Annotated in this window: 21 protein-coding genes and 1 other annotated feature (1 of these 22 running past the window's edge); of the genes, 10 read left to right on the forward strand and 11 right to left on the reverse strand. The window is 50.2% G+C overall.

The genetic code is table 11. From position 1 onward, the window contains the following. Positions 1-77: 77 nt before the first annotated feature. Positions 78-605 (forward strand): ECF transporter S component, encoded by a 528-nt coding sequence (locus H6X83_RS10710; protein ID WP_246419198.1) that lies wholly within the window; start codon positions 78-80, stop codon positions 603-605. A 62-nt stretch (positions 606-667) separates the two neighbouring features. Here the strand turns inward: H6X83_RS10710 and proC are convergent, their stop codons facing one another. The 5 genes from proC to H6X83_RS10735 all read right to left on the reverse strand — a co-directional run bounded on the left by proC (position 668) and on the right by H6X83_RS10735 (position 7088). Beyond that, positions 668-1462 carry a pyrroline-5-carboxylate reductase gene (gene proC, locus H6X83_RS10715; protein WP_212506473.1) on the reverse strand — a complete coding sequence of 265 codons (795 nt, stop codon included), beginning with the start codon at positions 1460-1462 and terminating at the stop codon, positions 668-670. Between the two features lie 377 nt (positions 1463-1839). Continuing rightward, positions 1840-4260 carry a trans-4-hydroxy-L-proline dehydratase gene (gene hypD, locus H6X83_RS10720; protein WP_212506474.1) on the reverse strand — a complete coding sequence of 807 codons (2421 nt, stop codon included), beginning with the start codon at positions 4258-4260 and terminating at the stop codon, positions 1840-1842. Positions 4261-4265: 5 nt separating this feature from the next. Next, complete coding sequence (locus H6X83_RS10725; RefSeq protein WP_212506475.1) at positions 4266-5186, reverse strand: trans-4-hydroxy-L-proline dehydratase activase; 921 nt, start codon at positions 5184-5186, stop codon at positions 4266-4268. Between the two features lie 238 nt (positions 5187-5424). Then, entirely contained in the window at positions 5425-6417 is a 993-nt protein-coding gene (locus H6X83_RS10730; RefSeq protein WP_212506476.1) for a sensor histidine kinase, read from the reverse strand. After that, a complete protein-coding gene (locus H6X83_RS10735) occupies positions 6414-7088 on the reverse strand; it encodes a response regulator transcription factor (protein WP_212506477.1) in 675 nt (224 codons plus the stop codon). Before H6X83_RS10735 ends, H6X83_RS10730 begins: the two co-directional genes overlap by 4 nt. 381 nt (positions 7089-7469) lie before the next feature. Between H6X83_RS10735 and H6X83_RS10740 the strand changes: the two genes are divergently transcribed. The 3 genes from H6X83_RS10740 to H6X83_RS10750 all read left to right on the forward strand — a co-directional run bounded on the left by H6X83_RS10740 (position 7470) and on the right by H6X83_RS10750 (position 12880). Further along, the gene (locus H6X83_RS10740; RefSeq protein ID WP_212508566.1) at positions 7470-9857 is read left to right on the forward strand and encodes a phosphoketolase family protein; all 2388 of its coding nucleotides are present in this window, start codon (positions 7470-7472) and stop codon (positions 9855-9857) included. 256 nt (positions 9858-10113) lie between these two features. Beyond that, the gene (locus tag H6X83_RS10745) at positions 10114-10881 is read left to right on the forward strand and encodes an ABC transporter ATP-binding protein (RefSeq protein ID WP_212506478.1); all 768 of its coding nucleotides are present in this window, start codon (positions 10114-10116) and stop codon (positions 10879-10881) included. After that, the gene (locus H6X83_RS10750; protein WP_212506479.1) at positions 10874-12880 is read left to right on the forward strand and encodes an FtsX-like permease family protein; all 2007 of its coding nucleotides are present in this window, start codon (positions 10874-10876) and stop codon (positions 12878-12880) included. Before H6X83_RS10745 ends, H6X83_RS10750 begins: the two co-directional genes overlap by 8 nt. A gap of 94 nt (positions 12881-12974) precedes the next feature. Here the strand turns inward: H6X83_RS10750 and H6X83_RS10755 are convergent, their stop codons facing one another. Then, the gene (locus H6X83_RS10755; protein WP_212506480.1) at positions 12975-13751 is read right to left on the reverse strand and encodes a type III pantothenate kinase; all 777 of its coding nucleotides are present in this window, start codon (positions 13749-13751) and stop codon (positions 12975-12977) included. A gap of 56 nt (positions 13752-13807) precedes the next feature. Beyond that, a complete protein-coding gene (locus tag H6X83_RS10760) occupies positions 13808-14458 on the reverse strand; it encodes an ECF transporter S component (RefSeq protein WP_343063108.1) in 651 nt (216 codons plus the stop codon). A gap of 294 nt (positions 14459-14752) precedes the next feature. On the opposite strand from H6X83_RS10760, the gene coaBC reads away from it, so the two are divergent. Continuing rightward, on the forward strand, positions 14753-15955 hold the full coding sequence (gene coaBC / locus H6X83_RS10765) for a bifunctional phosphopantothenoylcysteine decarboxylase/phosphopantothenate--cysteine ligase CoaBC (RefSeq protein WP_212506481.1): 1203 nt from the start codon (positions 14753-14755) through the stop codon (positions 15953-15955). Positions 15956-16012: 57 nt separating this feature from the next. Next, positions 16013-16342 carry a DUF1540 domain-containing protein gene (locus tag H6X83_RS10770; protein ID WP_212506482.1) on the forward strand — a complete coding sequence of 110 codons (330 nt, stop codon included), beginning with the start codon at positions 16013-16015 and terminating at the stop codon, positions 16340-16342. A gap of 95 nt (positions 16343-16437) precedes the next feature. On the opposite strand, the gene H6X83_RS10775 is transcribed toward H6X83_RS10770, so the two are convergent. From H6X83_RS10775 to H6X83_RS10790, 4 genes are all read right to left on the reverse strand, one after another. Beyond that, a complete protein-coding gene (locus H6X83_RS10775) occupies positions 16438-17154 on the reverse strand; it encodes an NAD-dependent protein deacylase (protein ID WP_212506483.1) in 717 nt (238 codons plus the stop codon). Positions 17155-17453: 299 nt separating this feature from the next. Next, positions 17454-18179: an ABC transporter permease gene (locus H6X83_RS10780; protein WP_212506484.1), complete on the reverse strand. Its 726-nt coding sequence runs from the start codon at positions 18177-18179 to the stop codon at positions 17454-17456. Continuing rightward, a complete protein-coding gene (locus H6X83_RS10785) occupies positions 18172-19095 on the reverse strand; it encodes an ATP-binding cassette domain-containing protein (RefSeq protein ID WP_212506485.1) in 924 nt (307 codons plus the stop codon). The genes H6X83_RS10780 and H6X83_RS10785 overlap by 8 nt, the downstream gene beginning before the upstream one ends. Positions 19096-19390: 295 nt before the next feature. Then, positions 19391-20992, reverse strand: a complete 1602-nt coding sequence (locus H6X83_RS10790; protein WP_212506486.1) for a peptide chain release factor 3 — start codon at positions 20990-20992, stop codon at positions 19391-19393. Between the two features lie 223 nt (positions 20993-21215). On the opposite strand from H6X83_RS10790, the gene H6X83_RS10795 reads away from it, so the two are divergent. The 4 genes from H6X83_RS10795 (at position 21216) to H6X83_RS10810 (ending at position 23824) form a co-directional block, all read left to right on the forward strand. Next, positions 21216-21956, forward strand: a complete 741-nt coding sequence (locus H6X83_RS10795) for a GNAT family N-acetyltransferase (protein ID WP_212506487.1) — start codon at positions 21216-21218, stop codon at positions 21954-21956. An 86-nt stretch (positions 21957-22042) separates the two neighbouring features. Further along, a complete protein-coding gene (locus H6X83_RS10800) occupies positions 22043-22474 on the forward strand; it encodes a Fur family transcriptional regulator (RefSeq protein WP_212506488.1) in 432 nt (143 codons plus the stop codon). Continuing rightward, positions 22464-23198, forward strand: a complete 735-nt coding sequence (locus H6X83_RS10805) for a tRNA threonylcarbamoyladenosine dehydratase (RefSeq protein WP_212506489.1) — start codon at positions 22464-22466, stop codon at positions 23196-23198. The genes H6X83_RS10800 and H6X83_RS10805 overlap by 11 nt, the downstream gene beginning before the upstream one ends. Next, positions 23192-23824, forward strand: a complete 633-nt coding sequence (locus H6X83_RS10810) for an HAD family hydrolase (RefSeq protein WP_212506490.1) — start codon at positions 23192-23194, stop codon at positions 23822-23824. Before H6X83_RS10805 ends, H6X83_RS10810 begins: the two co-directional genes overlap by 7 nt. A gap of 37 nt (positions 23825-23861) precedes the next feature. After that, positions 23862-24012, forward strand: a binding site (T-box leader) (it continues 72 nt past the right edge of the window).

The following is a 24012-nucleotide window of genomic DNA, read 5'->3' on the forward strand; positions in this document are numbered from 1 at the left end:
TAAAAGCAGCATGGCTGCCGAAAGCAAGATTTCGGTTCCCAGCTGCTTTTACTTTTCAACATCAGGAGGAAATACAGTTGAAAACTTTTACCACTCGACGCCTGGTTATGGGCGCCCTTTGCGTGGCACTCGGCATTGTGCTGCCGCTTGTTTTTCATTCCATTCCAAACGGCGGAAGTGTTTTTCTGCCGATGCACATTCCGGTGCTGCTGTGTGGATTTTTATGCGGCTGGCCGTTGGGTGCACTCTGCGGCGCTGTAACGCCTCTTTTTTCCGCAATTTTTACAGGTATGCCGCCCATGGCGATACTGCCAAGCATGATTTGTGAACTGGCGGTTTACGGCTTGGTATCGGGTCTGCTGTACCACCATGTACATACCAGAAAGCCGCTGCAGGATCTTTACATTTGCCTTGCAGCTTCCATGCTGGCAGGGCGCGTAGTTTCCGGTGTGGTACAGGCACTGCTGTTCTCTGCCGGAAAGTACACACTGACTGCGTGGCTAACTGCCTCCTTTGTTACCGCGTTGCCCGGCATCCTGATTCAGCTTGTCCTGCTGCCGGTGCTGATTACCGCGCTGCAGAAAGCCAAATTAGCCCGCTTATAAAAAAGGATCGGCACTCTCAGTCAAGACGCTGAGAGTGCCGATTTTATGTTCTTTATACGCTGTTAAACAGATTTTGCCTTGTCAGAACAGGCCTTCATAGCGTCCATCACACTTGCGCGGAAGCCTTTTTCCTCCAGTACACGCACAGCTTCAATCGTGGTACCTGCCGGGGAACAGACCATATCTTTCAGTTCGCCGGGATGTTTGCCTGTTTCCAGCACCATCTTCGCGCTGCCCAGCACCGCCTGCGCCGCAAAGGTGTATGCCTGCCTGCGGGGCATGCCGTCTGCAACCGCAGCATCCGCCATTGCCTCTATGAACAGAAAAACGTAAGCCGGAGAACTGCCGCTGACAGCAACCACCGCATCCATCAGGCGCTCCGGTATCACTTCTGCTTTGCCGCAGCTTTCCAGAATTTTCAGTGCGCACTTCAGATTTTCGTCTGTCACCGTTTCATTCGGGCAGGCGGCGGTAATGCCCTCCCCGACCATTGCGGGTGTGTTCGGCATGGTGCGTACAATCGGCAACTTTTGGCCGAACTGCTCTGCAAGCCACGCAAGCGTTTTGCCAGGTGCAATCGTAATAATCATCTGTGCGGGTTTGACCGCGTCTTTAATTTCCGCAATTACTTCCGCGTAAAACTGCGGTTTCACTGCCAGCACAACTACATCTGCCACCTTAACGACCTCTGCATTCGCGGTTGCTGTGGAAACACCATACTCTGCCTTTGCTTTGTCCAGCGTTGCCTGTGTTTTTGCGGAAACGGTAATTTCCTGTGGTGCACAGATGCCGTTTTTCAGAATGCCGGAAATCATGGCAGACGCCATATTTCCGCAGCCGATAAATCCAAGCTTCATTGTATTTGCTCCTTTAGTTAATCAACTATCTTGATTTTCTCAATACAGTAAAGTTTTCGCCAGTCTTGTTCACAAGGCTGCAGGTGTGGGCAGCGCCCACGGCCTTGTCCCTTGCCCTTAGTATCCTCAGAAGCGCTCGCGGATTTGGGAGCCTGCAAGGAAGGCGCTCCCAAGGTCTTGCTCTTGCGGCGTGGCTTCGCCACCGCAGGAAATGCTGTCGGAAACTCTTTTTTCTTATACAAAGTGCTTTACGGTCAAGGGCAAAACCTTGGGGCGCTGCCCCAAACCCTACCGCCTTTGAAAAGGCGGGCGAAACTTTTACTGTAAGGGCATTTTATTACAGCACTATTGTAAACTGTTTCTGCAAAAAGAGCAAGTCAAGCAAAGCTCTGCTCGGTACGCTCTATAATCTCATCCTGCAGCGCTTTGCTCAAATTGCGGAAGTGGTCGCTGTAGCCCGCCACACGCACAATCAAATCTTTATATTCATCCGGGTGTGCCTGCGCGTCCAACAGTGTTTTGCGGTCAATCACATTGAACTGGATGTGGTGTCCGTCCATATTGAAATAGGTGCGAACCAGATTCGCCATCTGCTGCAGCCCCTGCTCCCCAGCCACCACGCTTGGCGGGAATTTCTGGTTGAGCAGTGTGCCGCCAGTGCGCACGTGGTCCATCTTTGCGCAGGACTTGATGACAGCGGTCGGACCGTGCGTATCCGCGCCCTTTGCCGGAGAAATCCCCTCACTGACCGGTTTGTGCGCACGGCGGCCGTTGGCGCTTGCCAGCATCACTTCGCCGAAGTAAACATGGCAGGTAGTCGGCAGCATATTGATGCGGTACTGCCCGCTGCGCATGTTGGGCCGTCCGGTCACTGCCTTCTGGTAAAAATCAAAAACGGAACGCATAATTTCATCCGCGTAATCATCGTCATTTCCGTACTTCGGCGTATGGTTCTGCACCAGATTCAAAATACGCGGTTCCTTTTCAAAGTCATCCATTAGAGCCTGTGTGAGTTGGGTCATGGTGAATTTCTGTTTATCGTACACATTATATTTGATTGCGGCAAGGCAGTCGGTAACCGTACCGATTCCAACGCCCTGAATGTAGCTGGTGTTGTAGCGTGCGCCGCCCGCGTTGTAATCCATTCCTTTTTTGATGCAGTCGTTGGTAATGACCGAGAGAAACGGAACCGGCATATAATCCGCATAAATTTTTTCAATCACGTTGCTGCCGCGCACTTTAATATTCAGAAAATATTCGATTTGTTTCTGATACGCCGCAAACAGTTCCTCATAGGAGTGGAAATCCTCCGCACTGCCAAGCTGCAGACCCAGCTGGCAGTTTGCTACATGATCATAGCCGTTAAAAAGGGTCAGTTCCAGAATCTTCGGCAGATTAAAGTAGCCGGTCAAAATATACGCTTCGTTGCCGAAAGCGCCGGTCTCCACACAGCCGCTGGTGCCGCCGCCGCGGGCGTCCTCAATGGATTTGCCCGCGTTCAGCAGTTCCTGAATAATTGCCTCGGTATTGTAAAAAGCCGGCTGCCCCCAGCCCTTGCGGCTGATTTCGCAGGCACGCAGCAAAAATTTGCTTGGCGTTTTGCGGCTGATCTGCACGTTGGAACTTGGCTGCAGCAGCTTCATATCATCCATGCAGTCCAGAATCAGATAGCTTACGTCATTGACACCGTTGGTGCCGTCCGGCGCAACACCGCCGGTGTTGATATTGGCAAAGTCGGTGTAAGTGCCGCTTTCTTTCAGGGTGATGCCCACTTTCGGCGGCGCGGGCTGATTGTTGAACTTGACCCACAGACATTCCAGAAGTTCCAGCGCGTGTGCGCGGTCCAGTGTACCCGCCTCGGTATCCTTTTTGTAAAACGGATATACGTGCTGATCCAGTCTGCCGGGGCTGTAGGAATCCCACGGGTTCAGTTCACTGGTCACCGCCAGATGCACAAACCAGTACATCTGCAGCGCCTGATGGAACGTCTGCGGTTTGTGCGCGGGAACCACCTCACAGTTGGCTGCAATCCGCAGCAGGTCCGCTTTCCACGCATCGTCTTCCGTTTCCGCCGCCATGCTGCGTGCCAACTCGCCGTAACGGCGGCTGAGTGTCATCACTGCATCACACGCAATCGACATGGCTTTCAGTTCATTCTGCTTTTCCAGTGCGTTACGGTCGTGGTAAAAGTCCAGTGCATCCAGTGCATTCTGAATATCCTGCTGATACTCCAGCAAACCCTTGCGGTAGATTTTTTCGGAACCAACTGTATGGCCGGGGCCGCGCTGTTCCATAAATTCCGTGAAAATTCCGCACCCATAGGCCGCTTTCCACTCCGGCGTCATCTTCTCCAGAATTTTATATCGAATTGAGCGTTTTTCCCAGAATGGAATAATAACTTCTTTTTGATATTCTCTATCCGCTTCCGTGTTTACAAAATTGATTAACTTGCGGTCATTCATCACCTGCATATCTTCGAGCGTGTGACAGCACAGTTCCGGAAAGGTCGGTGCGGCCTGCGGACCATCCCCTTTTTCGCCGACAATGAGTTCCCCTTTGCTGATGGAAATTGTTTTGTGGGCAAAGAAATGCTGCAGGGTCAGCGCACGCAGTTCCGGCACGGAAACCTTGCCCTCGTAAAGCTGATACGCTTCCGTTTCCAGTTTGGCCCGCTCCATGTAAAGATGCGGCTGTGCGGAAAGGCTCTCTTCCCGCAGGCGGCGGACACGTTCATTCATGCCGTGCTGTTTCTGTTTCTGCTGACTTGGTACGGCACAGCAGCCAGTTGTTTCACTCATTCTCGTTATCCCCCTATTTTCACATTGGCAAAACCGTTCTGCCGAAACCGGCCTGCAATCATTTCCAACTGTTCCTTTGCGGGCACCTGAAAAAGCCCCTGTGGATCATAGACACGCCCCAGCCGGTCATACTTGCTTTTTCCTGTATTGTGATACGGCAGCAAATTGATCTGCGCCGTGTGGATACCCGTCTTTAAAAATTGTATAATTGCGTCTATGTCTTCTTCGCTGTCATTAATACCATGCACCAGCGGCAGGCGCAGGTAAATGCGTGCGCCCGCATCACTCAGACGACGCAGATTTTCCAGAATCAGCTGATTGTCCGCGCCGATGTACTGCCGGTGCTTTTGCGGATTCATTGCTTTGATGTCATACAGGAACGTGTCTGTATACGGCAGAACCGCCGCGAAACGTGCCCATTCCACACACCCGCTGGTATCTATGTAAACGCTTGTTCCACGCTCACAGAGCCGCTGTGCCAGTTCTGTGACATAGGAAAACGGTTTGGCGGTCATAACTTCACCGCCAGAAAGCGTAACGCCCCCGCCGGACTGTTCATAAAACATGCTGTCCTTTTCTGCTTCCTCCACCAATTCCTCAACGGTATAAATCTTTCCCGCTGTTTCTCTGGCATTTGCAAGGCACCACTCGGTACATTCCCCGCAGGCAGTGCACTTGCCGCGGTCAAAAAGGATTTTTCCCAACTCTGTACGCGAAACTGCCGTCTGACGGCAGGCATTTACGCATTCGCCGCACCCTGTACATTTTTCCTCCATCCAGAGCAGTTCGGGATTTGGATTCTGGCTTTCCGGATTATGACACCAGGCGCAGTGCAGCGGGCAGCCCTTAAAAAAAATCGTTGTCCGTATGCCGTCACCGTCATGAATGGAATATTTTTGTATATTAAAAACTGCCGGTACCTGCATAAAACTACTCCTTTGCAGTAAATGAAAAGCGCCGGCACCCATCTTTCGGGAGCGGCGCCTTTGCTGCATTTCATATTGATGAAATTATTTACGAATTTAAATAAAATGAAGTCTATTTATGGAATAATTATATTCCTGATGAAATGCTTTGTCAAGCAAAAGTAAGCATAGATTTCCTTTTTCTTCCGCTAAAAAGGAGACTGATTCGGCGGCAGGAATTTTAGAACAGCGCCGCTTTTCACTCCACTGTCAAATGCACACTTTTCAGGCCGATTTTTACTTTTGTTCCCCTGCCAACTTGCGATTCTATAACGAATGTATGAGAAAGTTTTGCCAGAATCCGCCGGCAGAGATACAGCCCGATTCCAGTTGATTTTTTGTCAGTGCGGCCGTTGTAGCCGGTAAAACCTTTCTGCCCAACGCGCGGCAAATCTTCCGGTGCAATGCCAATGCCGGTGTCGGCGATCACCAATGTACTGCCGTTTTCTAAATAAATCTCTACACTGCCGCCGGTTCGGGTGTACTTCAGCGCGTTGGAAAGCACCTGTTCAATCACGAATAAAAGCCACTTTTCGTCTGTCAGCACACTGTAATCCAGCGGCTGATAATACAGCGTAATTTTCTGCCGAATGAAGAGCGGTGCATATTTGCGCACTGCCTGCCGCACAATAGAGTCCAGTGGGTAATGTTTCAGCACAAAATCGCTGATGTCGCTGTCCAGACGCAGGTAGGAAAGTACCATTTCCACATATTCCTCAATTTTAAAGAGAGAATCCTGCAAAGCAGAGCGTTCCTCACTTTCGTCCGTTTGCAGCAGAATACGCATAGCAGCAATCGGTGTTTTAATCTGATGGGCCCACAGGGTATAGTAATCCACCATTTCCAACCTTGAACGGTCATACTGCGTGGTCAGCGAGGCGGTACAGCGGTAAAGAGACGTAATTACCGTCTGATAGTCTTCCTCCATCAGCGACTTTGCCGGCGGCAGACCATCCAGACTGTATACAATCCGCTTGGCAAGGGACTGCAGCGCAAAGTGCTTTTCCCGAAAGAGCAGGTAGTCCACAAATGTGAAAACCAGCCCTACACAGAAAGTAAGCAGCACCGCGTAGCCAACTGCCGCCAGCGGCAAGTCATACAGTGCAAAGACGATGCTGAAAATCACAGCGGCAATGCAGACCAGTAAGATTGCTTTTGTATGCATACGCAAATAGGAAAGAAAAAGTTTCATGCTTCCACCATATAGCCAAGGCCTTTTTTTGTGAGGATAAAATCTGTAAGGCCGATTTTTGCGAGCTTCCGGCGCAGGCGGTTAATGTTTACCGTCAGCGTGTTTTCATCAACGTAGCAGTCTGTTTCCCACAAGCGGGTCATCAAATCCTCGCGGCGCACAACTTTGCCGTTGCTTTCGAACAACGCCTGCAAAATTTTTAATTCATTTTTGGAAAGTTCCGTTTTCTGTTCACCAAAGGAGAGTGTACCATCCGAAAGATTGAGAATTGTTCCGCCGTGTTCAATCAGATTTGCGGGAGAGCCAAAGTCATAGGTGCGCCGCAGAACCGCCTGCACTTTCGCGGTCAGCACATTGAGATCAAACGGCTTTGCGATAAAATCATCACCGCCCATGTTCATGGCCATTACAATATTCATATTGTCTGCCGCTGAAGATAGGAAGATAATGGGCACTTGCGAAATACGGCGAATCTCTTCACACCAGTGAAATCCATTGTAAAACGGCAGGGAAATGTCCATCAGCACAAGCTGCGGGTCAAACGCAGCAAATTCTGCCGTAACACTGTGAAAGTCCTGAATTATTCCCGTCTGCAGCCCCCATGCGGTCAGATGCTTTGCAACAGAAGCCGCAATGATTGGGTCATCCTCAACAATTAAGATTTTGTACATGAAACGCTCCTTTCCGCCGATGCCAGTTGATTTTAAGATTTAAAAGTATTATAGCATACTCGTCCGCAAAAATCAGCCGCACGCACCTCGGTGTTTTACAATAGAATTTGCTGACCTATAAAAATATGTATATACAATTTCGTAAAAATCACAAAAAAGTATTGACAAATATTTTTCGACAGAATATGCTTATATCAAAAGGCCAACAGCTGATTCAGGGCAAACAGTCAACTTGTATTGTTAAAAACCTGTAATTTGTAAGCATCAATGTTGCAAAGCACACGCTGATTAGTGGAAATTTGTCAGTGCATGCCGCTTGCATTCCAGTCAGACTGTCGGTCAACTCTAATAGAAAGAGACTGATTCCTAATGACAAAAGCCATGCAAGACCAGGGGTGTGTTGAAAAGCAGCCCCTGACCGATGACTATCTGAAAAAGATGGATGCTTACTGGCGCGCTGCCAACTATCTTGGTGCCGGCCAGCTGTATCTGTTGGACAACCCGCTGCTCAAGCGCCCGCTGACCATGGACGACGTCAAGAAAAAAATCGTCGGCCACTGGGGCACTGTGCCGGGGCAGAACTTTGTGTATGTCCACCTGAACCGTGCAATCAAGAAATATGACCTTGACATGATCCTGATTTCCGGCCCGGGCCATGGAGGCAACTTCTTCGTTGCAAACACCTACCTTGAAGGCACCTACAGCGAAGTGTACCCGAACATCAGCCGCGATGAGGAAGGCATGAAGAAACTCTTCAAGCAGTTCTCTTTCCCAGGTGGCATTTCCAGCCACGTTGCGCCGGAAACCCCCGGTTCCATCAATGAGGGCGGCGAACTCGGCTACTCCATTGCACACGCATTCGGCTCTGTTTTTGACAACCCCGACCTGATTACCGCCTGTGTCGTGGGTGACGGCGAAGCCGAAACCGGACCGCTGGCTACCAGCTGGCACTCCAACAAGTTCCTCAACCCTGTAAACGACGGCGCTGTGCTGCCGATTCTGCACCTGAATGGCTATAAAATCAGCAACCCGACCATCTTCTCCCGCATGTCCCACGAAGAAGTGGAAAACTTCTTTAAGGGCTGCGGCTGGAAGCCGTACTTTGTTGAGGGCGACGACCCGATGACCATGCACCATAAAATGGCCGAAACGCTGGACACCGCAATCGAAGAGATTAAGGCGATTCAGAAGCACGCACGTGAAACAGGCGACACCACCCGCCCGCAGTGGCCGATGATCGTTCTGCGTACACCAAAGGGCTGGACCGGCCCGAAAGTGGTTGACGGCAAGCAAATTGAGGGCACATTCCGTGCCCATCAGGTGCCGATGACTATGGAAGCTCCGGAACATCTGCAGCAGCTGAGCGACTGGCTGCACAGCTACCATCCGGAAGAGCTGTTCGATGAGAACGGCCATCTGATTCCGGAGCTGCAGGCTCTGGCACCAACCGGCGACCACCGCATTGGCGCAAACCCGCATGCAAACGGCGGCAAACTGCTGCATGATCTGCGTCTGCCCGATTTCCGCGACTATGCAGTTGATGTTCCGGCTCCGGGTTCTGTTGAAAAGCAGGACATGATTGAGCTGGGCGGCTTTGTGCGCGACACCTTCAAGCTGAATGAAGGCAGCCGCAACTTCCGTATCTTTGGGCCTGACGAGACCATGTCCAACCGTTTGAACAAGGTCTTTGAAGTAACCAACCGCGACTGGAATGCAAAGCATCTGGACAACGATGAATTCCTCGCAACCGACGGCCGCGTAATGGATTCCATGCTCAGCGAGCATATGTGTGAAGGCTGGCTGGAAGGCTACCTGCTGACCGGCCGTCATGGTTTCTTCGCAAGCTATGAGGCATTCATCCGCATTGTGGACAGCATGGCTGCTCAGCACGCAAAGTGGCTCAAGGTCTGCAACCAGCTGCCATGGCGTCAGCCGATCGCTTCCCTGAACCTTATTCTGACTTCCAACGTATGGCAGCAGGATCACAACGGATTTACCCATCAGGATCCGGGCTTCCTCGACCATATTGCAAACAAGAAGGCAGACGTTGTACGCCTTTACCTGCCGCCGGATACAAACTGCCTGCTGTCTGTATTTGACCACTGCATCCGCAGCAAGAACTATGTCAACGTAATGGTAACTTCCAAGCATCCGCGCCCCCAGTGGCTGACCATGGAGCAGGCTGTGAAGCACTGCACCCAGGGCATCGGCATCTGGGAGTGGGCAAGCAACGACCAGGGCTTCGAGCCTGACGTTGTCATGGCCTGCTGCGGCGATACGCCGACTCTGGAAACACTGGCTGCTGTCACGATTCTGCGCGACAACCTGCCGGAGCTGAAGATTCGTGTCATCAACGTGGTTGACCTGATGAAGCTGGAGCCGCACACTAAGCATCCGCATGGCCTTTCCGACGTGGACTATGACGCACTGTTCACCGCCGACAAGCCGATTGTCTTTGCTTTCCATGGCTATCCGACTCTGATTCATGAACTGACCTATCACCGTCACAACCGCAACCTGCACGTCTGCGGCTACCGTGAAGAGGGCACCATTACCACACCGTTTGACATGCGTGTACAGAACGAGATTGACCGTTTCCATCTTGTTAAGGATGTCATCAACCGTCTGCCGCAGCTTGGCAACCGTGGCGCGTACCTCATCCAGAAGATGAACGACAGCCTCGTTGCGCATAAACAGTATATCAGCACCTACGGCCAGGACCTGCCCGAAGTCCGCGACTGGAAGTGGCATACTCCGGAACAGAAGTAAGCGCTGTTTCGGCATAAAAGGCCTGCGGCCGGTATTCCTTGGCGGCCGAGGGTCTGACACTCTAATAGAAAAACATGTAGAACAGCACCCTGCTTTTTCATGAAAGCGGGGTGCTGTTCTTTTGCGCTGTTTTCATTTCATCCTGTAATCTTACATGACTGTAAGATTAACCGGGAAAATGTAAGCCGTATGTATGGCAGTCCATCCCCGAAATTTGTTATACTGTTAACATCAATAAACGGGAGGTCATTTATTCATGGCAATCTTAGAGGTCAGCAACCTTAAAAAAGTTTATACCACACGCCTGGGCGGCACACATGTGCAGGCTCTGCGAAATGTTACATTCTCTGCGGAACAGGGCGAGTACGTCGCAATCATGGGCGAAAGCGGCAGCGGCAAAACCACCCTGCTGAATATTCTGGCAGCACTGGACACCCCCACCTCCGGTCAGGTGATTTTAGACGGCAAGCATCTTTCTGACTTAAAAGAAAAGGATCTCTCCGCTTTCCGGCGCAACAACCTTGGCTTTGTGTTTCAGGATTTTAACCTGCTGGATACTTTCTCTTTACAGGACAACATTTTTTTGCCGCTGGTACTGGCTGGAAAAGCTTACCCGGAAATGAAGCAGAAGCTGGACCCGATTGCCGCCGAACTCGGCATTTCTGAACTCCTGCAAAAATACCCTTATGAGGTTTCCGGCGGGCAGAAGCAGCGTGCCGCTGTGGCACGTGCCATCATCACCGACCCAAAGCTGCTGCTGGCTGATGAGCCGACCGGTGCACTGGACTCCCGCTCTGCGGACGGCCTGCTGAACGTCTTTGACGGTCTGAATAAACAGGGACAAACTGTTATTATGGTCACGCACAGTGTGAAAGCTGCCAGCCATGCACGCCGCATTCTCTTTATCCGGGACGGTGAAATTTTTCATCAGCTGTACCGCGGTGAAAACAGCGAAGACGAAATGTTCGCAAAGATTTCCGACACCCTGACTCTGATTGCAACAGGCGGTGAACAGAATGGGTAAGACTTTTTACTTAAAGCTTGCCGGTCAGAATCTGAAAAAGAACAGCAAGTTTTATATTCCTTACTTCATTGCCAGCTCCATGACAACTGCTATGTTTTACATCATGGGTTTTCTTGCCGACAACCAGGGCGTTGCAAATATGAAAGGACACCAGTCCCTTGTAGCAATGATGAAGATGGGAACTTTCATTATCGGCATTTTTGCCGTACTCATTCTTTTATACATCAACAGCTTCCTGATGAAACGCCGGCAGAAGGAAATCGGCCTTTACAACGTACTCGGCATGGAAAAACGCCACATTGGCCGCATTCTCGGCTGGGAAACGGTTTATTCCTATCTCATATCCATGCTGTGCGGCGTTGGCGGCGGCATTTTGCTGAGCAAGCTGTTTCTGCTCTTTCTCTGCAAACTGACCGGCATCTCCAACGCAATCAACTTTACCGTAAGCCTGACCAGTTTGACACAGACACTACTTTTATTTGCAGCCATCTTTATTTTCATTCTGATTTTAAATCGCTTTAAAGTTCACCTTTCAAACCCGGTGGAACTGCTGCGCGGCGGCAATGTCGGTGAAAAAGAACCAAAAGCAAACTGGGTACTCGCCGTCCTTGGCTTTGCGCTGACCGGCACCGGCTACTACATTGCCCTGACCACAGAAAGCCCCATTGCTGCGCTGCAGTACTTCTTCCTAGCGGTCATTCTGGTTATTATCGGCACTTATTTTCTGTTTATTGCCGGTACGGTCGCTCTGCTGAAACTGCTGAAGAAAAATAAAAAATTCTACTACAAAGTGAATCATTTTACCGCTGTTTCCGGTCTTCTTTACCGTATGAAGCAAAATGCGGCCGGCCTTGCTACCATCTGCATTCTTGCTTCCATGGTCATGGTCATGGTCAGCACAACCAGCAGTCTGAACATCGGCATGAACAACATTTTAACTACGCAGTATCCGCATGACTTTTCCATCAGTATGGATAATCCCGAGAAAGACTCCGGCAAAATGCTAAAGGATTTGGTCAGCACTGCCGTTGCACAAAAAAAGCTCAGCATCAGCGACTTACACGGTACTCGGTACTTTTCTGCTGTCGCTAAGCGTAACGACAGCAGTTACAGCCTTGGTTCTACCGATGAAAAGGATATGACCGGCATGACAACATTTGCATTCCTTTCCGCAGACGAATATAAAGCTGCTACCGGAAAAACAGTTTCTCTTGGTGACGGCGAAGCCGCCGCCTACACTTACTATGGCACCCTGCCAGAAAGTTTCACTTACCTTGGACAACAGTTGAAGGTAAAAAGCCGCCTGCAAAGCCCGCCGCTGGACACCGATATGTCCGCTTATCTGGTGGACTCCCACATTATTGTGGTAAAAGATGACGCGGTACTGGAAACCTTGCATCAGGCGCAGATAAAGGCACAGGGGCAGGACGATGCGTCCCGATATATGTATTCCCTGTATTTCAACACCAGCGGAACGGACGAGCAGAAAATTGCACTCACGGATACCATTCAAAAGACAATTTCAAATGAGGTCAAAAGCTGGACAAATGGCGGCGGTTACCGCATTTCCAGCAGTGCAGGAATGAAAGATGACCTTCAAGACACCTATGGCAGCCTGCTGTTCCTTGGTCTGTTCCTGACGATTCTGTTCCTGATGGCAACCGTACTGATTATCTACTATAAACAGATTTCCGAGGGCTACGATGATGTAGGCCGCTACGAAATCATGCAGAAAGTCGGCATGAGCCACGCCATAGTAAAAAAATCGATTCACAGTCAGATTTTAATCGTCTTCTTTCTGCCGCTTGCGGTGGCGGTACTGCACATGGCTGCTGTGTTTAAATTCATGACAAAACTGCTTAAGCTGATGGGGCTCCTGAACATTCCGCTGTTTGCACTTTGCACCGTCTGCACGGTTGCGCTTTTTGCAGTCATTTACACCATTGTATACTGCATTACCACCCGCACTTATTATAAAATTGTTTCACCAACCAAGTAGTCCTTCCAATTATTATAGAGTTCAATGTACTGCCAAAAGTGAGAAAAAGTCCTGCGCGCTGTTTTTTGCGTGCAGGACTTTTTCTTCGCGTATTTTATTTTACAGGCTTTGCATTTTTGTGGTACAAAATCAGCAGACCTTTGAGCATCAGCATATCGTCCAAAATGATTTTATGGCGGCACTGTGCTACAATCACCGGTGCAACACCACCTGTGGCAACCACGGTTGCATGCAGACCCAATTCCTCTTCTGCACGGTCGATCACACCGTCTATCATGGCGGCGTGACCGTACACCGCACCGGAACGCATGCAGTCCTTGGTATTTTGCCCGATCATTTTTTCCGGTGTATCCAAATCAACATGTGCAAGCTGACTTGCGTTATTTGCAAGCGCGTTCAGCGAAACCACCGGCCCCGGCATAATCATACCGCCGATATAGCCGCCTTTTTCATCGATGACCGACATGGTTGTGGCAGTGCCCATATCAAAAATAAAAATTGGCTTGGGGTACTCAGCCAAAGCCGCAACTGCGTCCACAACCAAATCCGCGCCCAGCGTTGCGGGGTTGTCCATGCGGATGTTTAAGCCGGTTTTCAGGCCGGAACTGACAATCAGCGCAACTTTGCCTGTCACCAGCCGCACAGCCTCCTGCAGCGGCACTGACAGCGCCGGAACCACAGAAGAAATGATGGCGCCCTCCACCCCGTGCCGGTCACGCCCATGCAGATGAAACAGGTTGCGAATCATCAAAGCATACTCATCGCTGGTTTTTTTCACATCCGTGGAAAGCCGCGCCGTAAAGTAGGTGTGCTCGCTGTCCAGACAGCCCAGTACAATATTCGTATTTCCAACATCAATCGCAATAATCATTAAAAATCGCCTTTCTGCAGAAAAGCGCACGCGGCAAAACCGCTGTGCGCTGAAGATTACTTTTTAACTGGCTTTACACCGGACTGTGTAAAACGCAGCAGTACCTTGCCCAGCGCAGCCACAATAACGCCCGCCGCAATGGCCTCTATCACGCCGTTAAAACTGACAATACCCATGATAATACCGGCAACTGCATCCGGTGCGATTCCCTTGGCTGCCGCATAAGCGTCACGGAATAGGAAATAAATAAGACCCATGACGAATACCGTATTGGTCAGCGCACCCGCTACACCGCTGACGGCCAGCGAAGCCACGTTTTTATCACGGCCTTTGAGCAGCTTCTGCATCCCGCGGTACACATAATACGGGAAAATACCGACCAGAATCCGCGGCAGGAAGCAAATAAGCAGTGCCACTGGTGTACCCTGTGTCGTACCGGGCAGCGGAATGAATGGAGAAAACGTAAAAGAAGTGACTGCAGGCATCATCGTATTGTTGATAAGGCTTGTCAGTCCAAACAGGGCGCCCAGCCCGGCACCGTACTGCGGCCCCAGCAGCACGGAACCCAAGATAACCGGTATGTGGATAATGGTCAGCTTGATAAAGGGCAGCGGGATGTACCCCAGCGGTGTAAATCCCAAGATGAGTGTGATGGCTGCAAACAACGCCATCAGCGTGAACTTGTAGTACTTTGCGTTCTTTTTCAATTTTTTAACCTCCTGCTGCCGCTCTTGTATGTAAGATGCAGCGCACTTTTTAAGAACGGATTTTATTATAGCAGAAACGGCGAAAAAAGAAAATACTCTCCAACCTCTTTGCCGCAATGCAAACGTCCTTGACAACCCCGCCGCGCGGGCATATAATACAAATGCAAAAATTCGTATTTATTATTCCTTATGAACATCAAAAATAATCCCCCGGAAGCGGTGACTTCCGGGGGTTCGCTTTAGGCTGGAGCAATATGTCAGTCTCACATTTTCCTCCCTGAAAGGAGTCTTTGCATGCTTCTCCAAAATAAAACAATCCTGCTCGGCGTTACCGGCAGTATTGCCGCCTACAAAGCCGCCGCACTTGCCAGCAAACTGACCCAGCAGGGCGCTGCGGTGCACACACTTTTAACACAAAACGGCGCACAGTTTGTAACGCCTGTCACCTTTGAGGGTGTTACCGGCCGCAAGTGCGTTGTGGACACCTTTGACCGCAACTTCCAGTACAGCGTGGAGCACATTGCACTGGCAAAACAGGCCGATTTGGTGCTGATTGCCCCCGCAACGGCAAATGTGATTGCCAAACTGGCAAACGGCCTTGCAGATGATATGCTGACTACAACCGTGCTCGCCTGCCGCTGCCCGAAACTGATTGCTCCCGCCATGAATACCGGCATGTATGAAAATCCGGTGACGCAGGACAATCTCGCAAAGCTGCGGCATTACGGCTGGCAGGTCGTGGAACCGGCCTGCGGGCGGCTTGCCTGCGGCGACACCGGCGCAGGCAAATTCCCGGAACCCGCTGTGCTGATGGAATATGTACTGCAGCAGCTCGCCGAAGAAAAAGACATGGCTGGGCTGCATGTGCTGGTAACTGCCGGCCCAACACAGGAAGCACTGGACCCGGTGCGCTACCTTACCAATCATTCCACCGGAAAAATGGGCTATGCACTTGCACAGAACGCTGCCCGCCGCGGTGCCGACGTGACCTTGGTGACCGGTCCGACCACCCTGGAGCCACCTGCATTCGTACACACGGTTCCAGTTTGTTCCGCCGCAGAAATGTTTGACGCGGTCACAGCCGCCGCCCCACAACAGGATCTGCTTGCTTTTGCCGCCGCAGTAGCGGACTATCGTCCCGCGCAGACCGCCGAAGACAAAATCAAAAAGAGTGCGGACGCGCTTGCCGCCATTCCGCTTGCCGCCACACAGGACATTCTGCAGTATGTTGGTGACCATAAGCAGCCAGGGCAGCTGCTCTGCGGCTTTTCTATGGAAACCCGTGATCTGCTTGAAAATTCAAGTAAAAAATTGGTAAAAAAGCATGCAGATATGATTGCCGCAAACAACCTGAAAGTGGACGGCGCCGGTTTTGGAACTGACACCAATGTCATGACACTGATTACAAACGCAGGTACTGAGAATTTGCCAAAGCTCAGTAAATACGAAACTGCCGGAAGAATCTGGTCCGCTCTGCTCCAGCTGCGCCGGACATAATTTCTGCTTTTTTGCACATTCTACTGTCATACCCAATCATAAAAGAGGTGTATGACAATGACAAATCTGCAATGTTCCGTAACCGACTGTATAAACAACAAGTCCAACTGCTGCTGCCGCCCTGACATATTGGTCAGCGGTAAGTCAGCCTGTGACTGCGAACAGACCAGCTGCTCTGACTTTGAAAAAAAGAGCGGCGATGGTGCACAGAACAGCTGTGGCTGCTCTGTCCCCAACCAACAGATGCACATCCGCTGTGAAGCTGAAAAGTGCATTTACAATCAGAACGGTGACTGCGACGCTTCTAATATCGAGGTTCGCGACTGCTCCTGTCAGGAAGCAACCTGCAAATCCGAAACAGAGTGCCACACATTCAAAATGCAATAAGCTCCAAACAAAAAAGACTGTTCTGCAGTGTGCTGCAATGGCACACACAGAACAGTTCTTCTTTGTTTAAAAGCAATCTCTTACAGAACTAGAACTTACTTTAGTTTTGCCAGTACTTCCCCCACCGGTTCATGCAGAACCAGTGCTGCATCCCCATCTGCCGAGGTAGAAGATTTATTAATCAGTACCAATCGGTTTCCATGGTAAAAGCGAATCAGCCCCGCTGCCGGATACACTGCAAGCGAAGTTCCCGCTATAATCAGCATATCCGCCTCTGCAATCGCCTGCACAGCCCCTTCCAGAATCTCTTGATTCAGGCCTTCCTCATACAGCACAATATCAGGCTTAATAATACCGCCGCAGGAACAGCGCGGTACACCATTGCTGTTCAAAACTTCTTCTTCCGGATAAAACTTGCCGCACGTTTCACAGTAATTGCGCAGCACGCTGCCGTGCAGTTCAAACACATTTTTGCTTCCCGCCGCCTGATGCAGTCCGTCTATATTCTGTGTAACCACCGCTGTCAGCTTACCTGCCTGCTCCAGCTCTGCCAGCTTTTTATGTGCGGCATTGGGTTTAGCCTCCGGATAAAGAAGCTTATCCCGATAAAAATCAAAAAATTCTTCCGTATGCTGCCGGTAAAATGTGTGGCTCAGCATTGTTTCCGGCGGATAGGGATATTTCTGATGGTAAAGCCCGTCTGTACTGCGAAAATCGGGGATTCCGCTTTCTGTGGAAACCCCCGCACCGCCGAAAAACACGATTCGTTCGCTTGCATCCAGCATTTTCTGCAGTTCTGCAATCTGCTCCATTGTGTTCCCTTCTTTCAGTATTATCTTATTCCTTTTTTCTTTGGAGAGCAAGTCACATCTTGCCGAAAAACGGATGGTATGCTATACTGAATTTAACTCATTACCGAATTTTGAAAGGGAGTCTGCAGTGTATGTCTCCAAAAAGGCAGGATGATTTTGTACGTACGATTATACTAACCATAGCATTGCTTATGATATTTTTTGGCATTATGATGAAGCTGCATCTGATATAAACTGCTCTGATGCAAAAAACGGATACCACCTGTAAAGATGGTATCCGTTTTTTTTTACTTTGAAATTCAGCTGACATCCTTTTTGCAGAAAAGTGCGCTGCCCGCCGCATAGAACACCGCCAATGTGACCAGCGAAACAACGATTGGCATGCCAAGCTGACTGACCGGGTTTGCACTAATATGATTAAACTGAGTCTTTAGCACATATTTGATTCCTTCATCCAGTTTAAACAGGTGCAGCAGCAGATCCGTGAAGAAAAACACACCATAAAACAGGAACATCCACAGTGTGTTGCGGCTGCACAGCGTACTGAAAAATGCTGCCATGCTGAGGCAGGCTGCATAAACGACCACTGCCACGCCGAGGCGGGCAAAAAAATCGCCCATAATCGCAGTGGTCAGACCTTCATGCGGCAAAAGCAGCAGCGCCCCGCCAACAAAAACGATCATTACCACAATCAACATGATAACTCCCAGCAGGAATGCCGTAATCAGCTTCGCGCTGTAAAGCTGATTACGGTTTGTACCGTAAGCCATTGTATTTTTCACTGTATGTTCGCGGTATTCCTCATTCAAAACAATGTCTGTTAAACACGGCAGAATCATAACCGGAAGAGAAAGATACTGCACAGCGAACTGCAGTATTGAAGCAACCATATCTCCCTGTGGTGTACTGTTGCTGTGCGCAGAAAGAATCACAATGAATGAAAGCGCTGACACCACCAGCGTCAGTACATAAAAATATACGCGGTGAAAAACTTTATATAAATCTGCGTGAATCAATTTAAACATTTTTATTTCCTCCAATCAGGCCGATAAAGTATTCTTCCAGATTGATGCCCGCACGGTAGACCTGCGAAACCATTACGCCGCTTTCCACAAGTGCACGTACAAAAATTCCGGATTCGTCAATGCGTTCTCCAATGTGCAGCGTATGTTCATCAACGATTTCAATGTTCTGGCACTGGCACTCGCTTTTCAAAATTTCAGACGCAGCATTCGTATTGTCCACATCGACACGCAGGAAAGTACGGCACTTTTCTTTCAATTCCTCTGCTGTGATGTGTTCCACCATCTGTCCTTTGCTGATAAAGCCGTAAGTAGTAGCAATCTGTGAAAGTTCCCCCAGGATATGGCTGGAAATCAGAATCGTTGTTTTCTTTTCACGGTTCAGCTTCAAAATAATGTCTCGGAACTCTTTGATGCCCATCGGGTCAAGACCGTTAATCGGCTCATCCAGCACCAGGATTTCCGGATTATCCATAATCGCCAACGCAAGGCCAAGCCGCTGTTTCATACCAAGTGAAAAATTGCGGAATTTTTTGCTTCCCGCGTCCGCAAGACCAACAAACTGCAAAACGTTTTCCACAGTGGCTTTGTTTTTTTTGCCGCGCTGAATCTGGTAGTACATCAGATTGTCCTGTGCAGAAAGATACGGGAAAAAGCCGGGTGTTTCAATCATTGTGCCCATGCGCGCACGTGCCCGGTGCAAATCGCCCTCCGAAGTTTTGCCGGAAAGTATCAGTTCCCCGGAAGTCTGCGGGGTAAGTCCGCAAATCATTTTTAGCAGCGTTGTTTTGCCTGCGCCGTTCTGCCCAACCAGAGCGTAAATATCACCGCGGTTCACCTGTATGCTCAAATTGGAAACCGCAGCGGCCTTTTTGTAGACCTTACTGATACTGTTTGTTTGGATAACTGCCTGCTCCATATTTCTCTCCTCACTTTGTCAAATTGTATTATTGTATTATTGTTCTACTGTATTAAGTGCGTAATACAATAATACATTCAGCAAATCGATTTGTCAAGCTGATTTTTTACATTTTTTACTTTCATAAATACAAAAAGGGCCGAAGCTTTCAAAAGCTCCGGTCCTTTTTGTATATTTAAAGTTACTTTCCGTTACTCGCATACCCCGCAAGAGAGGCTCCCGAAATCTTGCTCTTTCAGGATGTTCAATCCAAAGGCATACCAGATGTGAAAACTTTAGTGAATGGGCGAAACTCTTACATTTTCGCACCGCCGAATTCACTGAGTTCCAGCCCCTTGTTGTGCTCCGTTGCCCAGGTGATATTCCACTCGCTAACAAACAGCAGCAGATGGTTCTCCTTCAAATCCTGAATCCGGCGGGTGTCGCTGGTAAGGTCAAGCGTTTTGGGATCAAGGTCTTCGTTTTCAATCCAACGGATATATTCGTGCGGAAGGCTTTCCATGCGAATCTCTACATTGTATTCGTTTTTCAGACGGTACTCCAGCACTTCAAACTGCAACACACCCACAACACCAACAATTACTTCTTCCATGCTGCCGTTGAGTTCCTGAAAAATTTGAATAGCGCCTTCCTGCGCTATTTGCGTCATTCCCTTTACAAACTGCTTGCGTTTCATGGTATCTACCGGAGAAACACGGGAAAAGTGTTCCGGCGCAAAGGTTGGGATACCGCCAAACGTGAACTTCTTCGCTGGCGAACAAAGCGTGTCCCCAATAGAAAACACGCCGGGGTCAAACACACCAATGATGTCGCCGGCATAGGCGTGGTCAATCACTTCACGCTGCTCCGCCATAATCTGCTGCGGCTGCATCAGTTTCATTTTGCGTTCGCCCTGCATATGCTGCACTTCCATGCCGCGGTCAAACTCACCGGAACAAATGCGCATGAATGCCACGCGGTCACGGTGTGCCTTGTTCATATTCGCCTGGATCTTAAACACAAATGCGGAAAAGTCCGGGTCGGTCGGGTTTACCACACCGTCGCTGCATTTGCGCGGCAAAGGCGGTGTTGTCATGCGCAGAAATTCCTGCAGAAATGGTTCCACACCAAAGTTTGTGAGTGCTGAGCCAAAGAACACCGGCGAAAGCTTCCCCTGACGAACATCTTCCAATGAAAACTCCTCGCCTGCGCCGTCGAGCAGGTCTACGTCATCCCGCAGTGTGGAAAGCAAGTCCTCCCCAAGCAGTTCTGCAAGCTTCGGGTCGGAAAGGTCACTGGCTGCTTCCGCAACCTGATGCGCGCCGTTTGCAGTTTCCTCCGCCGTAAAGGTCAGAATCTTTTTGGAAGCGCGGTCGTAAACACCCTTAAAGTCACGGCCGCTGCCGATGGGCCAGTTTACCGCGTAAGTCTTGATGCCCAGTTCATACTCGATTTGTTCCATCAAGTCGTACGGACTGCGGGCATCACGGTCCATTTTGTTGATGAACGTAAAAATTGGAATGTTGCGCAGGGTGCAAACCTTAAACAGCTTGCGGGTCTGCCGTTCCACACCTTTGCCGGCGTCGATCACCATCACGGCGCTGTCCGCCGCCATCAGCGTGCGGTAAGTGTCCTCCGAAAAGTCCTGATGCCCGGGGGTATCCAAAATATTGATGCAGTAATTATCATATTCAAACTGCATGACAGAAGAAGTAACGGAAATGCCGCGCTGCTTTTCGATTTCCATCCAATCGGAAACCGCATGGCGCATATTCCGCTTGCCTTTTACCATGCCTGCCTGCTGGATGGCGCCGCCGTACAGCAGCAGCTTTTCGGTCAATGTGGTTTTACCGGCATCCGGGTGCGAGATAATCGCAAACGTGCGGCGCCGTTCAATTTCTTTTTTATAATCTGACATAAAATTAGGTCCCTCCAAATGATATGGTCGATATATGGCTTTTTAAATCTGTTTTACACAGGGGGAACCCTCCCAAATCTTAAAATTTTTCAGTACCTTATAGTTTATCAAAAAACGGCGTTCACTGCAAATTTTTTTTAAGAATTTATCAAAGATATGGTATAATTAATTTAAAAGCAACGAAATCGGCAGAAAGCTGCCGAACCAGCAAGGAGAATTTTTCATGAATTTGACCGACAAAGCGATTGCCCGTCTGGAACAGCAGCCGCTGCATTTTATCGACATTCTGGAGCCGCTGCACCGGAGAACCGCACAAGTGCTTTACGCGGGTGAGGACGGCATCCAAATCCAGATTCATGCAACCATCATGCAGAGCTCTGTTTCTCCGCAGGCGGCAGAGCGGCTGCTGAACCGGCTGCCAAGAATTCCGGAACTTTTTGTAGCGCATGAATCCTACGAAAAAGAAGTATTTGAGCACCTCTGCGGCGGTGCGGATGCATTTGAAGCGGGTTTCTGCAACCCCTGCCTTGCAGCGGCATATCTAAAAAAGGAACCGCTGCCGGTTTCCGAAAGATTTACAATACGGAAGCTCACACAGAAATATGCGCAGGACATCAACAAGCAATACCATTTGTTTGACGACCTCCCTTACATTCAGGAACGAATTCAAGCAGGTGTTTTTTACGGTGCTTTTCTGAACGGAGAACTTGCCGGCTTTATCTGCGAGCACATCGAGGGCACCATGGGCATGCTGGAGGTTTACCCCAAGTTTCAGCGCATGGGGGTTGCTTCCGCACTGGAAGCGGATGCGGTAAACCGAAACCTTGCGGCAGGCCGCACGGCGTTCTGCGATATCATTCTCGGCAACGACGCTTCCTTTGCACTGCAGAAATCGCTTGGCTTGTCCCTTTCTGACCGCCCGCACTACTGGCTTTCGGGTGGAACACCTACCAAGGAAAATTGACTTTTTCGAGGTATGAATTTATAATACATGCAAATGAACTGTAAGTTTAGAGCAATGCTCAAAAAGTTGCTTTAGGAGGTGTGTACATGCCGGATGAAACATTAAAATCAAAAGAGCTGAAAACCACTCGCCGCCGCGAAGCTATTCTTGAGGTACTGCGCGAAACACAGAAACCAATGACTGCAGAGGAAGTGTACATGGCAGTGCTGCCTCAAACGCACATGAGCGTTTCCACTGCCTACCGGACTCTGGCAACACTGACCGAAAAGGAAATCCTGACCAAAGAACTTGGTCAGGACGGCAAAGCCTACTTCCGGCTGAACGACCACCGGCACTGTCACTTCCTGCGCTGTACCGGCTGCGGAGAAATCATTCCGCTGGACGGCTGTCCGATTGAAAATCTGGAAAAAGAATGGGCAGAAAAAACCGGCTATGAAATTACCGGGCACAGTCTGGAACTTTCCGGCATCTGCCCAAAGTGCGCCGCAAAAAAGGATGATAAACCAAATGGCAAATGAATGGGCACGCACAGAGCTGCTGCTGGGGCAGGAAGCCCTGGAAAAACTCTCACACTGCTCAGTGCTGCTGTTTGGTGTCGGCGGTGTGGGCGGCTTTGCGGCAGAAGCGCTGTGCCGCTGCGGCATCGGTTCCTTTACGCTGGTGGACAACGACACCGTCACCCTGACAAATCTGAACCGTCAGATTATTGCCCTGCACAGCACCATCGGAAAGTACAAAACCGATGTGATGCAGCAGCGGATGCTGGACATCAACCCCGCTGTGCAGGTACAGAGCTGCCGTTGTTTTTACACGGCGGAAAATGCGGAACGGTTCGACTTTTCAAATTATGATTATGTAATTGACGCCATTGACACCGTCAGCAGCAAGCTGCTGATTGTACAGCGGACGTATGCGGCGGGCGTTCCGGTCATCAGCGCCATGGGTGCCGGAAACAAGCTGGACCCAACCCGATTTTGCATAACGGACATTTACAAAACACAGATGGACCCGCTGGCGCGTGTCATGCGCCGTGAACTGCGCAAACGCGGCATTCCGAAGCTGAAAGTAGTTTACAGTGAGGAACCGGCGCATACGCCGCTCCCCTCCTCTGAGCTGCCCGCGCCGGGCAGACGCACAACGCCGGGCAGTTTAAGTTTTGTACCCAGCGCGGCGGGCTTGGTGCTGGCAGGAGAAGTTGTGCGGGAGCTTACCGGCATTACCACAGGAGGAAACGCATGCTAAAAGCAGTTATTTTTGATATGGACGGCACGATTTTTGACACCGAACGGGTCTATCACGACGCGTGGACGGCAGTTGGCGTACCCGAAGAGCTTTATTGGCAGATGATAGGCCGCGGGCATGCGGAAATTAAGAAAATGTTCCGCCAGCAGCTCAAGGTTTCTCCCGACATTTTGTATGAACGCTGTGCTGTAGAAATCGATCGGCGGCTTGCCGCGGGCATTCCCAAAAAGCTGGGGCTGGATGATTTGCTGTATTTTTTGCAGGAGCATTCGTATAAAATAGCGCTTGCCACCTCATCCTTTACAAAAGACGCAAAAACGAAACTGCAGCGTGCCGAAGTGGAAGATTTTTTTGTAGCCGTTATCGGCGGCGAGCAGGTGGTGCACGGCAAACCCGCACCGGATATTTACCAAAAAGCGGCAGACGCTGTAGGCTGCACACCGGAGGAATGCATCGTACTTGAGGACAGTTTCAACGGCATCCGCGGCGGGCATGCGGCCGGGATGTACACAGTTATGATTCCGGATTTACTGCAGCCGGATGCGGAAATTCGGACGCTGGCAGATGCGGTCCTTCCCTCCCTTGTTGAGGTGCCGCCGCTGCTGCTTCGTCTTGCGAATGCTTGACAATGCGGCAAAGCGCGCTTATAATGCAACTATATCGACAACAGCAGTGATGGGGAAAAAGGCACCGCCGTATCAGCTTCAGAGAGCAGGCAGGAAGGTGAAAGCCTGTGCGTGCGGCGGTGCGTATCAGTCACCCCGGAGCTGGCAGCCCGAACTTTTACAGTAGGACTGCCCGCCTGCCGGCGTTA

This window comes from Caproicibacterium amylolyticum (assembly GCF_014467055.1).
Lineage (GTDB): Bacteria > Bacillota > Clostridia > Oscillospirales > Acutalibacteraceae > Caproicibacterium > Caproicibacterium amylolyticum.

Bases quoted from the DNA above. Each gene is read 5' to 3' on its own strand.
- proC (WP_212506473.1), bottom strand. From the start codon at position 1,462: ATGAAGCTTGGATTTATCGGCTGCGGAAATATGGCGTCTGCCATGATT.
- hypD (WP_212506474.1), bottom strand. From the start codon at position 4,260: ATGAGTGAAACAACTGGCTGCTGTGCCGTACCAAGTCAGCAGAAACAG.
- H6X83_RS10725 (WP_212506475.1), bottom strand. From the start codon at position 5,186: ATGCAGGTACCGGCAGTTTTTAATATACAAAAATATTCCATTCATGAC.
- H6X83_RS10730 (WP_212506476.1), bottom strand. From the start codon at position 6,417: ATGAAACTTTTTCTTTCCTATTTGCGTATGCATACAAAAGCAATCTTA.
- H6X83_RS10735 (WP_212506477.1), bottom strand. From the start codon at position 7,088: ATGTACAAAATCTTAATTGTTGAGGATGACCCAATCATTGCGGCTTCT.
- H6X83_RS10740 (WP_212508566.1), top strand. From the start codon at position 7,470: ATGCAAGACCAGGGGTGTGTTGAAAAGCAGCCCCTGACCGATGACTAT.
- H6X83_RS10745 (WP_212506478.1), top strand. From the start codon at position 10,114: ATGGCAATCTTAGAGGTCAGCAACCTTAAAAAAGTTTATACCACACGC.
- H6X83_RS10750 (WP_212506479.1), top strand. From the start codon at position 10,874: ATGGGTAAGACTTTTTACTTAAAGCTTGCCGGTCAGAATCTGAAAAAG.
- H6X83_RS10755 (WP_212506480.1), bottom strand. From the start codon at position 13,751: ATGATTATTGCGATTGATGTTGGAAATACGAATATTGTACTGGGCTGT.
- coaBC (WP_212506481.1), top strand. From the start codon at position 14,753: ATGCTTCTCCAAAATAAAACAATCCTGCTCGGCGTTACCGGCAGTATT.
- H6X83_RS10770 (WP_212506482.1), top strand. From the start codon at position 16,013: ATGACAAATCTGCAATGTTCCGTAACCGACTGTATAAACAACAAGTCC.
- H6X83_RS10775 (WP_212506483.1), bottom strand. From the start codon at position 17,154: ATGGAGCAGATTGCAGAACTGCAGAAAATGCTGGATGCAAGCGAACGA.
- H6X83_RS10780 (WP_212506484.1), bottom strand. From the start codon at position 18,179: ATGTTTAAATTGATTCACGCAGATTTATATAAAGTTTTTCACCGCGTA.
- H6X83_RS10785 (WP_212506485.1), bottom strand. From the start codon at position 19,095: ATGGAGCAGGCAGTTATCCAAACAAACAGTATCAGTAAGGTCTACAAA.
- H6X83_RS10790 (WP_212506486.1), bottom strand. From the start codon at position 20,992: ATGTCAGATTATAAAAAAGAAATTGAACGGCGCCGCACGTTTGCGATT.
- H6X83_RS10795 (WP_212506487.1), top strand. From the start codon at position 21,216: ATGAATTTGACCGACAAAGCGATTGCCCGTCTGGAACAGCAGCCGCTG.
- H6X83_RS10800 (WP_212506488.1), top strand. From the start codon at position 22,043: ATGCCGGATGAAACATTAAAATCAAAAGAGCTGAAAACCACTCGCCGC.
- H6X83_RS10805 (WP_212506489.1), top strand. From the start codon at position 22,464: ATGGCAAATGAATGGGCACGCACAGAGCTGCTGCTGGGGCAGGAAGCC.
- H6X83_RS10810 (WP_212506490.1), top strand. From the start codon at position 23,192: ATGCTAAAAGCAGTTATTTTTGATATGGACGGCACGATTTTTGACACC.